Raw genomic sequence first — 13,441 nt, 5'->3', positions numbered from 1 at the left:
CCGGCGGGCCCGGGTGCGGCGAGTGACGCCGCACCCGGGCCCGCCGTGCTGTGACGCCCGGCCCTGAAGGGGCCGTCACTGCCTGTGAAGCCTGCGCTCACAGCGAACAGCTCTGCGTGGGGGATGGCCGGGCCCGGGCCGCGCGTTAGGGTCCATGAGAAGGAACAATCAGCACAGCAGACGCGCGACGGCCGGGCGGCCGGCCGTCCGATTCAACTGAGCAGGTGGCTACGTGACGACTCCCCAGTTCGCGACCCCGGGCCTCGTGGCGCCCCGCGCCGCCGGTGACATTCCCGGTGTCGGCCTCGGTGACCAGGTGTACAACCGTCTGCTCGGCGAGCGCATCATCTTCCTGGGCCAGGCGGTGGACGACGACATCGCCAACAAGATCACCGCCCAGCTGCTGCTCCTTGCCGCCGACCCGGACAAGGACATCTACCTCTACATCAACAGCCCCGGCGGCTCGGTCACCGCCGGCATGGCGATCTACGACACCATGCAGTACATCAAGAACGACGTGGTGACCATCGCCATGGGCCTGGCGGCCTCCATGGGCCAGTTCCTGCTGACCGCGGGCGCCAAGGGCAAGCGGTTCGCGCTGCCCAACGCCGAGATCCTGATGCACCAGCCGTCCGCCGGTCTGGGCGGCTCGGCGACCGACATCCGCATCCAGGCCGAGCAGCTGATCCGCACCAAGCACCGGATGGCGGAGCTGATCGCCTTCCACAGCGGGCAGTCGCTGGAGCAGATCACCAAGGACTCCGACCGTGACCGCTGGTTCTCCGCGGAGGCGGCGAAGGACTACGGCCTCATCGACGAGGTCATGCACCACGCCGCGGATGTCCCCGGCGGCGGTGGCACGGGCGCCTGAGACGCCCGGTGAAGCCGTTTCCCACGACAGCCTGCACGCACACGGAGGCCCAGTAACCATGAACATCCCCAGCCTGATGGGCGAGGCCCAGGAGCGCCTGCGCGCCGAGGGCCGCTACATCGTCCCCCGCTTCGTCGAGCGCACCTCGCAGGGCATCCGGGAGTACGACCCGTACGCCAAGCTCTTCGAAGAGCGCATCATCTTCCTGGGCTCGCAGATCGACGACGTCTCGGCCAACGACATCATGGCCCAGCTGATCTGCCTGGAGTCGATGGACCCCGACCGGGACATTTCCATCTACATCAACTCGCCCGGCGGCTCGTTCACCGCGCTCACCGCGATCTACGACACCATGCAGTTCGTGAAGCCGGATGTCTCCACCGTCTGCATGGGCCAGGCGGCCTCGGCGGCGGCCGTGCTGCTGGCGGCCGGTACCCCCGGCAAGCGGATGGCGCTGCCCAACGCCCGGGTGCTGATCCACCAGCCGTACACCGAGACCGGCCGTGGCCAGGTCTCCGACCTGGAGATCCAGGCCAAGGAGATCCTCCGGATGCGCGAGCAGCTGGAGACCCTGCTGGCCAAGCACTCCAAGAAGGAGATCGACCAGGTCCGCGAGGATATCGAGCGGGACAAGATCCTCACCGCCGAGGAGACCCTGGAGTACGGTCTCATCGACCAGATCATCTCCACCCGCAAGAGTTCGCTCATCGACTGAGCCCACGGTGCCGTGAGGCCGCGACCCACCCCCCGTCTTCCGGGGGCGGGTCGCGGCCTGGCACCATCGGACACCAAGGCTGTGCGCTGCGCGGGCGCCCGGTGGCATCCGCCGTCCTCCAGGTCCCCTCGGCCGGATTCGCCCAGGGCGTACGGCCAAGCTGCCGAAGACGGTCGATCGGCGGGCCCGACGGAGTACCGTCGGATACCAAGCACCAGGCTCCGACCCCCACGGGGCCTTTGGCGAAGGGGAAGCACCTCGTGGCACGCATCGGAGACGGTGGCGACCTGCTCAAGTGCTCGTTCTGCGGCAAATCACAGAAGCAGGTGAAGAAGCTCATCGCCGGCCCCGGCGTATACATCTGCGACGAGTGCATCGACCTCTGCAATGAGATCATCGAGGAGGAGCTCGCCGAGACCTCCGAGGTGCGGTTCGAGGAACTGCCGAAGCCGCGCGAGATCTATGAGTTCCTGGACCAGTACGTGGTCGGCCAGGACGTCGCCAAGAAGGCGCTCTCGGTCGCCGTCTACAACCACTACAAGCGGGTGCAGGCGGGCGAGAGCGGCCGCCACGGCGGCCGCGACGACGGCATCGAGCTGTCGAAGTCCAACATCCTGCTGCTGGGCCCCACCGGCTCCGGCAAGACGCTGCTGGCGCAGACCCTGGCCCGGATGCTCAATGTGCCGTTCGCCATCGCGGACGCCACGGCGCTGACCGAGGCCGGCTATGTCGGCGAGGACGTCGAGAACATCCTGCTCAAGCTGATCCAGGCCGCCGACTACGACGTCAAGAAGGCCGAGACCGGGATCATCTACATCGACGAGATCGACAAGGTCGCCCGCAAGAGCGAGAACCCGTCGATCACCCGCGATGTCTCCGGCGAGGGTGTGCAGCAGGCACTGCTGAAGATCCTGGAGGGGACCACCGCCTCGGTGCCCCCGCAGGGCGGGCGCAAGCACCCGCACCAGGAGTTCATCCAGATCGACACCACCAATGTGCTCTTCATCGTCGGCGGCGCCTTCGCCGGCCTGGAGCGGATCATCGAGGGCCGGGCCGGCAAGAAGGGCATCGGCTTCGGCGCCACCATCCGCTCCAAGCACGAGATCGACTCCAGCGACCTCTTCCGCGATGTGATGCCGGAGGACCTGGTGAAGTTCGGGATGATCCCGGAGTTCATCGGCCGCCTCCCGGTGATCACCTCGGTGCACAACCTGGACCGCGAGGCGCTGCTCCAGATCCTCACCGAGCCGAAGAACGCGCTGGTCAAGCAGTACCGGCGGCTCTTCGAGCTGGACGGGGTGGAGCTGGAGTTCTCCCGCGACGCGCTGGAGGCCATCGCCGACCAGGCGATCATGCGCGGCACCGGCGCCCGTGGGCTGCGCGCGATCATGGAGGAGGTGCTGATGTCGGTGATGTACGAGGTGCCCTCCCGCAAGGATGTGGCCCGGGTGGTCGTCACCGGCGACGTCGTCTCCAAGCACGCCATCCCCACGCTGGTCCCGCGCGACATGATCAAGCGCGAGCGGCGCGAGAAGAGCGCCTGACCCCGCGCCTGCCTCCCCGCGCCCCGCACGCGCAGTCGGGCCCCGGTACGAACCCCCGAGAGGGTTCGTACCGGGGCCCGAGCGCATGCCGGGGGGAGGGCCGGGTCAGCGGTGCTGCACCACGCCGTCGCGGATGGTGCGGGTCTGCTCCGCCGCCTGCTCCAGGGTGAGCGGCTGCGCGGGGGTGTCGGGGGAGGACGGCACCACGGTGAAGATGGCGGTGGCCAGGGTGGCGTGGTTCACCCAGTAGCAGGCGGACATGTCGCCGCTGGAGGTCTGGAGCGTGCCGCAGCGCAGCACGGCGGCGCTGTCCTTGGGGTCCTTGGCCGGGAAGTCCTGGAGCGGTGTGCTGAACCGGGTCTTCTTCTCCGCCAGGGTGGCCTCGACCCGGCCCATGGTGGCCTTGGGGTCGGAGATCTTCCCGTAGGCGCCGGTGAGGGTGAGCAGCGACCGGGGGGTGCCGCCGACGTAGCTGGCGATCACCGCGGTCATCTCCTTGCCGAAGGTGCCGGTCTGGGCGTCGTCGGTGGGCTGCTCCTTGGTGGTGGTGCGGGCGTAGCCGCCGGGCAGCGTCGTCGGGGTGGCGATCCGGTAGTTGCCCGCCATGTCCGCGCCCTCGTCGCCGCCGCTCAGGGCCGTCACCGTGGCGGCCCCGCCGCCGAGTACCAGCACGGCCGCGACGATGCCGATCATCAGCCCCTTGCGGCTCTTCTGCGGCCCGGCCGGGGGCGGGGGATAGCCCCCGGGGGTGCCATAAGGCTGCTGCTGCTGGTACGGGGGCGGCGGCGGGTAGCCGGGGCCGGGCTGCGGGTAGCCCTGCGGGGGCTGGGGCTGCCCGTACTGCGGAGGCGCACCGTACGGCTGCGGCGGCTGGGGCTGCGGCTGGGGTTGCTGCGGCTGTGGCTGGGGCTGCTGGGGTTGCTGTGGTGGCTGCCCGTACGGCGACTGGCCGTACTGCGGCGGCGGTGCGCCATAGGGCTGCTGCGGGGGCGGCGGCGGGTAACCGGGAGAGCCCCCGTACGGTGGCTGCTGCGGCTGCCCCGGGCCCTGCGGATACTGCTGTCCCTGCCCGTACATCGGTGTCTCCCCCGGCCGCCCGGGGCGGCGCGTCGTGATAGGTCGTCGTGGGCGGCACGGTATCCCACCGCGCTCATCCGCGTCGCCCGGCACCATCGGTGCCCGACCGGCCCTCGGGCATCCGTAAACTATGGGTCGTGACCGACATGACGAACCAGCGCCCCGAGGCCCACCAGGCCGGGGACCACAGCGCCGCCGCCACCCTGCCGACCCAGTACGCACCGGCCGAGGTAGAGGGGAAGCTGTACGAGCGCTGGGTAGCCGCGGGTTACTTCGAGGCAGACGCCAAGAGTGAGAAGCCGCCGTACACCATCGTCATCCCCCCGCCGAACGTCACCGGTTCGCTCCACCTGGGCCACGCCTTCCAGCACACGCTGATGGACGCGCTGACCCGCCGCAAGCGGATGCAGGGCTACGAGGCCCTGTGGCTGCCCGGCATGGACCACGCGGGCATCGCCACCCAGAACAAGGTCGAGCAGCAGCTCGCCGAGGAGGCGCTCTCCCGCCACGACGTGGGCCGCGACGCCTTTGTGGAGCGGGTCTGGCAGTGGAAGGAGGAGTACGGCGGCAGGATCCTCGGTCAGATGCGCCGCCTCGGCGACGGCGTGGACTGGTCCCGTGAGCGGTTCACCATGGACGAGGGCCTCTCCCGGGCCGTCCAGACCATCTTCAAGCGGCTCTTCGAGGACGGCCTGATCTACCGCGCCGAGCGCATCATCAACTGGTGTCCGCGCTGCCACACCGCGATCTCCGACATCGAGGTGGAGCACGAGGAGAGCGCCGGCGAGCTGGTCTCCATCCGCTACGGCGACGGCGACGAGTCCATCGTGGTGGCCACCACCCGCGCCGAGACCATGCTCGGCGACACGGCGGTCGCGGTCCACCCCGACGACGAGCGCTATGCCCACCTGGTGGGGCGGACCATCGCCCTGCCGCTGACGGACCGTCGTATCCCGGTGGTGGCCGACGCGCATGTCGACCCGGAGTTCGGCACCGGCGCGGTCAAGGTCACCCCGGCCCACGACCCCAATGACTTCGAGATCGGCCGGCGCCACCAGCTGCCGTCCGTCACCATGATGGACGAGGACGCCCGGGTCACCGTGCACGGCCCGTTCCTCGGCCTGGACCGCTACGAGGCCCGCGAGGCCGTGGTCGGCGCGCTGCGCGAGCAGGGCCGCATCGTCGCCGAGAAGCGCCCGTATATGCACGCGGTCGGCCACTGCTCCCGCTGCAAGACCACCGTCGAGCCGCGCCTCTCCATGCAGTGGTGGGTGAAGGTCGGCCCGCTGGCGCAGGCGGCCGGGGACGCGGTCCGCGACGGCCGGGTGCAGATTCACCCCAAGGAGATGTCCGGGCGCTACTTCGACTGGGTGGACAACATGCACGACTGGTGCATCTCGCGCCAGCTGTGGTGGGGCCACCGCATCCCGGTCTGGTACGGCCCGGACGGCGAGGTGGTCTGCCTCGGCCCCGACGAGCAGCCGCCGTCCGGGGAGGGCTGGACGCAGGACCCCGACGTCCTGGACACCTGGTTCTCCTCCGCGCTGTGGCCGTTCTCCACCCTGGGCTGGCCGGAGCGCACCGCCGACCTGGCGAAGTTCTATCCGACCGATGTGCTGGTGACCGGCCACGACATCATCTTCTTCTGGGTCGCCCGGATGATGATGTTCGGCCTCTATGCGATGGACGGCGTCGCGCCGTTCCACACCGTCGCGCTCACCGGCCTGGTCCGCGACGAGCACGGCAAGAAGATGTCCAAGTCCAACCCCAACTCGGTGGACCCGCTGGACTGGATGGACGCCTACGGCTCCGACGCGGTGCGCTTCACCCTGGCCCGCGGCGCCAACCCCGGCGCCGATGTGCCGATCGGTGAGGACTGGGTCCAGGCGTCCCGCAACTTCGCCAACAAGGTCTGGAACGCCACCCGCTTCGCGCTGATGAACGGCGCCACCGTGGAGGGCCCGCTGCCGGAGCTGGAGGACCTCTCCGCCGAGGACCGCTGGATCCTCTCCCGGCTGTACGCCACCGTCGCCGAGGTGGACGCGTTCTACGAGGACTACCAGTTCGCCAAGGCGTCCGACGCGCTGTACCACTTCGCCTGGGACGAGGTCTTCGACTGGTACGTCGAGCTGTCCAAGACCACCCTGGCCAAGGGCGGCCCGGCCGCCGCAGCCTCGCGCCGGGTGCTGGGCGAGGTGCTGGACGTCGCCCTGCGGCTGCTGCACCCCGTGATGCCGTTTGTCACCGACACCCTGTGGACGACGCTCACCGGCCGCGAGTCGGTGGTGATCGCCGAGTGGCCGTCCGACCGGGGCTTCCGCGACCCGGCGGCCGAGGCGGAGATCGCCACCCTCCAGCAGCTGGTCACCGAGGTCCGGCGGTTCCGCGCCGACCAGGGCCTCAAGCCCGGCCAGAAGGTCCCGGCCCGGCTGGACCTGGCCGGCACCCCGCTGGTCGCCCACGAGGACGCCATCCGGTCGCTGCTGCGCCTCCAGCCGGCCGGTGACGGCTTCGCCGCGACCGCCTCGCTGCCGGTCGCCGGGGCCACGGTCTCGCTGGACCTCTCCGGTGCCATCGATGTGGCGGCGGAGCGCAAGCGGCTCCAGAAGGACCTGGCCGCCGCCGAGAAGGAGCTGGCGCAGACCAGCGGCAAGCTCTCCAACGAGAACTTCATGGCCAAGGCGCCCGAGCCGGTGGTGGCCAAGATCCGCACCCGGCTGGCCGCCGCCGAGGCGGACATCGCCCGGATCACGGCCCAGCTGGCGGCGCTGCCCGAAGCCTGACGCTGACGCGATACGGCGGCGAGGCCCGGTACCCCCTCGGGGGTGCCGGGCCTCGCCGGTGTCACGGCAGTGGTCAGTGCGCGGCCGAGCCCACCGCCGCCCCGGCGTCGGCGGGCCGGTGCACCGGCGCGGGCGCCTCCCGGTCGGCGGTGGCGCCGCTCCGGCGGCGGAGCAGCAGCTGCGCCACGGCGCTCACCGCGAGGTTGGGCACCATCGCGATCAGCCCGGCGTCGACGGTGCCGATGTCCACCCCGCCGAAGGTGAGCCAGCCGAGCACGGCCACCCCGGTCACGATGCCGAGCAGGGCGGGCACGGCGCCCAGCCGGGTGCGCCGGCCGAGCGCCAGTACGGTCGCCGGGGCGAGCTGGGAGAGGCCGCCGTAGGTGAGCAGCAGCAGGTTGGCCAGCAGGTCGGGCCGGGCGATGCCGAGGATGAGTGCCAGGCCGGAAGCGCCCACCACGCAGAGGTGGTTGGTGCGCAGCCGGGCCCGCTCGCTGCGGCTGGGCAGCAGGTTGTGCGAGACCAGGGTGGAGATGCCCATCACGATGGCGGCGGAGGGCACCATCGCGGCAGCGGCGGCGGCCACCGCGATCACGCCCACCACCCAGCCGGGCAGCGCCTGGTGGCTGAGGGTCAGCAGGACGCCGTTGCCGGGGGTGTCCGGGGAGAGCGAGAGCACCCCGACGAAGCCGATGATGACCGGGATGGCCAGCGCCACCTGGTACAGCGGCAGCCAGACGTAGTTGGAGCGCAGCGCCCGGCCGCTGCGGGCGGAGAGCACCGGCGGCCACAGGTGCGGCATGGTGTTGAGGCCGGAGCCGATGCCGCTGATCAGCATGGCTGTGGTGAACCAGGTGCGGTCGTAGTCGCCGGAGTGGATGGTGAGCAGCCCGGCGTGGCTCTGCTGGATGGTGTGGAAGAGGTGCCCGATGCCGCCGGTCAGCGTGGCCGGTACGGCGATCAGCAGGACCACCAGGGCGACCACCATCAGGATGTCCTTGAGGTAGGCGACCTTGGCGATGCCCCGGATGCCGGACCAGAGGACGAAGGCGACGGTGAGCACGGTGGCCACCACCATGCTCAGATGGCTGCCGTTCCTGCTGCCGGTGGCCAGCTGGACGATCAGGCCCAGCCCGGTGATCTGCAGTTGCAGGTACGGGAGCAGGAAGACGGCGCCGACCAGGGCCACGACCTTGCCCAGCAGCGGGCTGCGGTAGCGGTCGGTGAAGAAGTCGGCCTGGGTGAGGTAGCCGTGGTCGCGGCCCAGCCGCCAGGTGCGGGGGCCGATGAAGTACATGCCGATCAGCGACATCGCCAGATAGCCGAGCGCATAGGTGGCGGCGACGCCGCCGCCGAAGGCCAGGCCGGCCAGGCCGAGGAAGCTGAAGGTGGTGAAGGACTCCCCGGCCTGGAGGAACCAGGTGGTGGCGGTGGAGAAGCGGCGTCCGCCGACGGTCCACTCGCTGAGTTCGCGGGCCGGCTGGCGGCGGCCGAGGAAGCCGAGGCCGGCGATGAGGACCATGCCGACCAGGGAGATGGCGAGGGTGCTGCTCATCGGAGGGCCTCCGCTCGGTCGGTGGGTGCGTCCGGCTGGGCGCTGCCCGGGACGTCGTCCGGGGCGTCGTCCAGGGCGTCGTCCTCGTCGATGCCGGCGCGGACGGCGGAGCGTTCCACGGCGGCGAGCGCGACGGTGGTGCCGATGGTCCACAGCACCGCCCAGACGACCACCGAGGGCAGGCCGAACCACAGGTGGGGACCGTTGACGAAGGGAAGGTAGGGGGTGCTCAGAAAGCCGAGCACGGGCACCGAGGCCCAGGCGAGATGCCGCTTTCTCATGGCGGTTCCCAATCAGCCGGCGAGGGGGGTGGTGAGGGGGATCGGGGGCAGGTCCGGGCGCCGCCGCCCGTGCCGGGTGGCCGCTTCATAGGCGGCGCCGACCCGCAGCACGGTCAGCTCGGCGCGCGGCCGGGCGATGATCTGGAGGCCCACCGGCAGGCCCTCGGGGGTGAAGCCGGCCGGTACGGACAGGGCGGGGCCGCCGAGGACGGAGACCAGGTAGGCGGAGCGCATCCAGTCGAGGTAGGTGTGCAGCCGCTGCCCGGCGATCTCGGTGGGGTACTCCAGCTCCACCGGGAAGGGGACGACCTGGCTGACCGGGGCGAGCAGCACGTCGTAGGCGTCGAAGAAGCCGGTGGCGGCGAGGTGCAGCCGGGTGCGCGCGGCGTGGGCGCGGGCGATGTCACCGCCGCTGAGCCGCCGGCCCTCCTCGATGTTCCAGACCACGCTCGGCTTGAGGGCACCGGGGTGGGCGTCGAGCAGCGGGCCGAGGCCCAGGTCGAACTCCTGGGCGCGCAGGGTGCGGAATGCCTCGTCGGCGCCGTCGAGGTCGGGGCAGGCGGGTTCGATCCGGCCGCCGAGCTGCTCGAAGACCTTGAGCTGGGGTTCCAGTACGGCCAGCACCTCGGGGTCGACGGGGACCCGCCCGCCGAGGTCCGGCGCCCAGGCGATCCGCAGGCCGGAGAGGTCGGCGGCGCCGGGGGAGCGGAAGGCCGAGCCGGGCTCGTCCAGCGCGATCGGGCAGCGGTCGTCGGGGCCGGCCATCACGGAGAGCAGCAGCGCGGTGTCGGCGACGGTGCGGCCCATCGGCCCGGCCACCGCGAGGGTCTCCCAGGCGTTGGCCGCCGGGAGGGAGGGGACCCGGCCGGGGGTGGGGCGCAGGCCGACCACATTGCAGAACGAGGCGGGGTTGCGGAGCGAGCCGCCCATGTCGCTGCCGTCGGCGAGCGGCTGCATCCCGGCGGCCAGGGCGGCTGCCGCGCCGCCGCTGCTGCCGCCGGCCGACCGGTCCAGGGCGTACGGGTTGCGGGTGGCGCCGAAGAGCGGGTTGAAGGTGTGCGACCCGGCGGCGAACTCGGGGACGTTGGTCTTGCCGATCCGGATCGCCCCGGCGGCGGCGATCCGCTGGACCAGCAGTTCGTCCTGGTCCGGGATGTGGTCGGCGAAGAGCGGCGAGCCGTGCGTGGTGCGCATGCCCCGGGTGAGGTGGGTGTCCTTGTGGGCGATCGGCAGGCCGTGCAGCGGGCCCAGCGGCTCGCCGTGCGCGGTGCGCTCGTCGGCTGCGGCGGCGGCCGTGAGGGCGCCCTCCGGGTCGAGGGTGACGATCGCGTTGACCGCGCCGTTGGCCTGCGCGATCCGGTCCAGGTGGGCCTGGACCACCTCGCGTGAGGAGAGCTCGCGGCGGCGGATGCGGGCCGCGAGGTCGGTGGCGTCGAGATGGCAGATGTCGTCGGTCATGGCCGTCCAGGGGCGCGGTGGGTCGGGGTGGGGCGGGGTGTGCGGCACGGGGCCGGGCACGGGGGGACAGGGCGCCGGGCCGGGGGTGACGTGGGCCCCATCATGCGAGGGCGTGACGGTTTCAGTCAATGCATCCAGTCAAGTGAACTTTCCGGTCGCCATGGGCCGAGCGGGTGAACGGTCCTGTGTGCCCGGCCGTCGCCGCAGCTCAGCGACGGTGTGTCCGGCGTTGCGAAGTCCGGAAGGATCTGGCGTCCAACAGATGACTTCTGGACGAATTCAGCCTCATGTGATTCGCTCGTGAATGTTTCAGCCACAGCGCATCAGGAGGACGCATGTCCGACAGCCAGCAGCCCGGCCGGGGACCGCTCCACGGCCATCTGGTCCTGGACCTCTCCCGGGCCCTGGCCGGTCCGCACGCCGGAATGATGCTCGGCGACCTCGGCGCCCGGGTGGTCAAGGTGGAGGCGCCCGGGCGCGGCGACGACACCCGGGGCTGGGGCCCGCCCTTCGTGGGCCCCGAGGACGCCCGCGAGTCGACGTACTTCCTCGCCTGCAACCGCAACAAGGAGTCCGTCACCGCCGACCTGAAGTCCGAGGAGGGCCGCGCCCTGGTAGCCCGGCTGGTCCGGCAGGCCGATGTGCTGATCGAGAACTTCCGGCCCGGCGTCATGGACCGGCTGGGCTTCCCCGAGGAGCGGCTGCGGGAACTCAACCCCCGCCTGGTGATCCTCTCCATCAGCGGCTTCGGCCCCGACGGCCCCGAGGGCGGCCGGGCCGGCTACGACCAGATCGCCCAGGGCGAGGCCGGGCTGATGTCCATCACCGGCACACCCGGCGCCCCGCTCAAGGTCGGCACCCCCATAGCCGACCTGCTGGCCGGGATCTTCGGGGTGCAGGCCGTCCTCGCCGCCCTGCTGGAGCGCCGCTCCACCGGCCGCGGCCGCACCGTCCGCACCTCGCTGCTCTCCTCCCTGATCGGCATCCACAGCTTCCAGGGCACCCGCTGGACGGTCGCCCGCGAGGTCCCCGTCGCCGAGGGCAACCAGCACCCCTCCATCGCGCCGTACGGCCTCTTCCACTGCGCCGACGGCGACATCCAGCTCTCCGCCGGCAGCGAGTCGCTGTGGCGCTCGGTCGCCGCCGTCACCGGTCTGGACCCGGCCGACCCCCGCTACGCCACCAACGCCGACCGGGTCCGCAACCGGGTGCGGCTCGCCCGCGAACTGGAGCAGGTCTTCGCCACCGCCCCCGCCGCCGACTGGCTGGCCCGGCTGGACGCCGCCGGGGTCCCGGTCGGCCGGGTCCGCACCATCGACGAGGTGTACGCCTGGGAGCAGACCCGCGCCCAGGGGCTGATCGTGCAGGTCGACCACCCCGTCCTCGGCCCGATCGAACTGCCCGGCACCCCCTGGCGGTTCGACGACGGCGGCCGCACCCGCCACGACCCGCCGCCCACCCTCGGCCAGCACAACGCCTCGGTACGCGCCTGGCTGGACGAGGTCGAGGGGCTCGGCTCCCCGGACACGGCCCCCGAACCGCCCGCCGACCGCCACCCAGCCGCCGCAGGGGCCACCCGGTGACCCCCGCCGCCGCCCCCGCCCTCCAGGCACCCCCCGCCCCCGACTCCTGGGAGCTGGCCCGCCGCATCCTGGACCCCGGCACCTTCCGCAGCTGGGACACCCCGCCCGCGCACCGCCCGGCCACCGGCCCGTACGCCGACACGCTGGCCCGCGCCCGCGACCGCAGCGGCGTGGACGAGGCCGTGGTCACCGGCGAGGGACGGGCCGGCGGGCACCGCGTCGCCCTCGCCCTCGGCGAGTTCGCCTTCCTCGCCGGGTCGGTCGGCGCCGACGCCGCCGAACGCCTGGTCCGCGCCGTCGAACGGGCCACCGCAGAACGGCTGCCGCTGCTCGCCTCACCCGTCTCCGGCGGCACCCGTATGCAGGAGGGCACCGGGGCCTTCGTCCAGATGGTCAGGGTCGCCGCCGCCGTACGCGCCCACAAGGCCGCCGGCCTGCCCTACCTCGTCCACCTGCGCCACCCCACCACCGGCGGCGTGCTTGCCTCCTGGGGGTCGCTCGGGCACCTCACCAGCGCCGAACCGGGCGCCCTGGTCGGCTTCCTCGGACCCCGGGTCCACCGCGAACTGCACGGCGAGGACTTCCCGCCGGGCGTCCAGCAGGCGGAGAACCTGCACCGCCGGGGCCTGGTCGACGCCGTCCTGCCGACCGACCGGCTGCGCGGCGCCCTGCTGGACGTCCTCGACGTCCTGCTGCCGCCCCGGCGGACCGCCCCGGCCCCGGCCGACCCACCCGCCGACCCACCCGCCGACCCACCCGCCGACCCACCCGCCGACCCACCCGCCGACCCAGCCCCCGTGACTGCGCCGCCCACCGCCTGGCAGGCGGTCCAGCGCTCCCGCGACCCCCGGCGCCCCGGCCTCTCCGCCCTGCTCGGGCAGGCCGCCACCGTCGTCCCGCTCAGCGGCACCGCCGCCGGCGAACGGGACGACGCACTGCGCCTCGCCCTGGCCCGCTTCGGGGACGCCCGCTGCGTCGTCGTCGGCCACGACCGCGACCGCGCCGCCACCGCAGGGCCGGTCGGCCCCGGCGGCCTGCGCACCGCCCGGCGCGGCATGCGGCTCGCCGCCGAACTGCGGCTGCCGCTGCTGACGGTGATCGACACCCATGGCGCCGACCTCAGCGTGCACGCCGAGGAGGGCGGACTGGCCGCCGAGATCGCGCACTGCCTCGCTGACCTGACGGCCCTTCCGGTCCCCACCGTCGCCCTGCTGCTCGGCGAAGGCGCCGGCGGCGCAGCCCTGGCGCTGCTCCCCGCCGACCGGATCCTCGCCGCCCAGCACGGCTGGCTCGCCCCGCTGCCTCCCGAGGGGGCCTCGGCCATCCTGTACCGCACCGCCGACCACTCCCCGCAGCTCGCCGCCGACCAGGGCGTCGGCGCGGCCGACCTGCTGCGCGGCGGCATCGTCGACCGGATCCTCCCCGAGCAGCCGGACGCCGCCGCCGAAGGCCCCGCCTTCCTCCGCCGCACCGCCGCCGCCCTCGAAGCGGAGCTGCTGGCCCAGTCCGCCGCCGCCCCCGCCACCCGACTCGCCGCCCGCCTCAACCGCTACCGCCCCATCCAGCCCTGACCC

General features: G+C 72.5%; 10 protein-coding genes. 6 read left to right on the top strand and 4 right to left on the bottom strand.

Features of this window, described 5'->3' with window-relative positions; genetic code table 11:
- The first annotated feature begins 232 nt into the window (after positions 1-232).
- The 3 genes from C7M71_RS09030 to clpX all read left to right on the top strand — a co-directional run bounded on the left by C7M71_RS09030 (position 233) and on the right by clpX (position 3,130).
- Positions 233-871 carry an ATP-dependent Clp protease proteolytic subunit gene (locus C7M71_RS09030; RefSeq protein ID WP_111490839.1) on the top strand — a complete coding sequence of 213 codons (639 nt, stop codon included), beginning with the start codon at positions 233-235 and terminating at the stop codon, positions 869-871.
- A gap of 58 nt (positions 872-929) precedes the next feature.
- The gene (locus C7M71_RS09025; RefSeq protein WP_111490840.1) at positions 930-1,586 is read left to right on the top strand and encodes an ATP-dependent Clp protease proteolytic subunit; all 657 of its coding nucleotides are present in this window, start codon (positions 930-932) and stop codon (positions 1,584-1,586) included.
- A 260-nt stretch (positions 1,587-1,846) separates the two neighbouring features.
- A complete protein-coding gene (clpX, locus tag C7M71_RS09020) occupies positions 1,847-3,130 on the top strand; it encodes an ATP-dependent Clp protease ATP-binding subunit ClpX (protein ID WP_111490841.1) in 1,284 nt (427 codons plus the stop codon).
- A 105-nt stretch (positions 3,131-3,235) separates the two neighbouring features.
- Here clpX and C7M71_RS31025 read toward each other — a convergent pair whose 3' ends face one another.
- Entirely contained in the window at positions 3,236-4,207 is a 972-nt protein-coding gene (locus C7M71_RS31025; RefSeq protein ID WP_175607660.1) for a flagellar basal body-associated FliL family protein, read from the bottom strand.
- A 146-nt stretch (positions 4,208-4,353) separates the two neighbouring features.
- Between C7M71_RS31025 and C7M71_RS09010 the strand changes: the two genes are divergently transcribed.
- Positions 4,354-6,990 (top strand): valine--tRNA ligase, encoded by a 2,637-nt coding sequence (locus C7M71_RS09010; RefSeq protein WP_111490845.1) that lies wholly within the window; start codon positions 4,354-4,356, stop codon positions 6,988-6,990.
- Positions 6,991-7,063: 73 nt separating this feature from the next.
- On the opposite strand, the gene C7M71_RS09005 is transcribed toward C7M71_RS09010, so the two are convergent.
- From C7M71_RS09005 to C7M71_RS08995, 3 genes are read right to left on the bottom strand one after another with little or no spacing between them, the layout of a single operon-like run.
- Positions 7,064-8,545, bottom strand: coding sequence for a sodium:solute symporter family protein (locus C7M71_RS09005; protein WP_229758623.1), 1,482 nt, complete (start codon positions 8,543-8,545; stop codon positions 7,064-7,066).
- Entirely contained in the window at positions 8,542-8,826 is a 285-nt protein-coding gene (locus C7M71_RS09000; protein WP_111490842.1) for a hypothetical protein, read from the bottom strand. The genes C7M71_RS09005 and C7M71_RS09000 overlap by 4 nt, the downstream gene beginning before the upstream one ends.
- A 12-nt stretch (positions 8,827-8,838) precedes the next feature.
- Positions 8,839-10,284: an amidase gene (locus C7M71_RS08995; protein ID WP_111490843.1), complete on the bottom strand. Its 1,446-nt coding sequence runs from the start codon at positions 10,282-10,284 to the stop codon at positions 8,839-8,841.
- Positions 10,285-10,619: 335 nt separating this feature from the next.
- Between C7M71_RS08995 and C7M71_RS08990 the strand changes: the two genes are divergently transcribed.
- Positions 10,620-11,867 (top strand): CaiB/BaiF CoA transferase family protein, encoded by a 1,248-nt coding sequence (locus C7M71_RS08990; RefSeq protein WP_111490844.1) that lies wholly within the window; start codon positions 10,620-10,622, stop codon positions 11,865-11,867.
- Positions 11,864-13,438: a carboxyl transferase domain-containing protein gene (locus C7M71_RS08985; protein WP_114914272.1), complete on the top strand. Its 1,575-nt coding sequence runs from the start codon at positions 11,864-11,866 to the stop codon at positions 13,436-13,438. Before C7M71_RS08990 ends, C7M71_RS08985 begins: the two co-directional genes overlap by 4 nt.
- The last annotated feature ends 3 nt before the right edge of the window (positions 13,439-13,441 follow it).

The organism is Peterkaempfera bronchialis (genome assembly GCF_003258605.2).
Lineage (GTDB): Bacteria > Actinomycetota > Actinomycetes > Streptomycetales > Streptomycetaceae > Peterkaempfera > Peterkaempfera bronchialis.
Note: the sequence above shows the minus strand (reverse complement) of the source record. Positions and strands in the feature narration are given on the sequence as shown.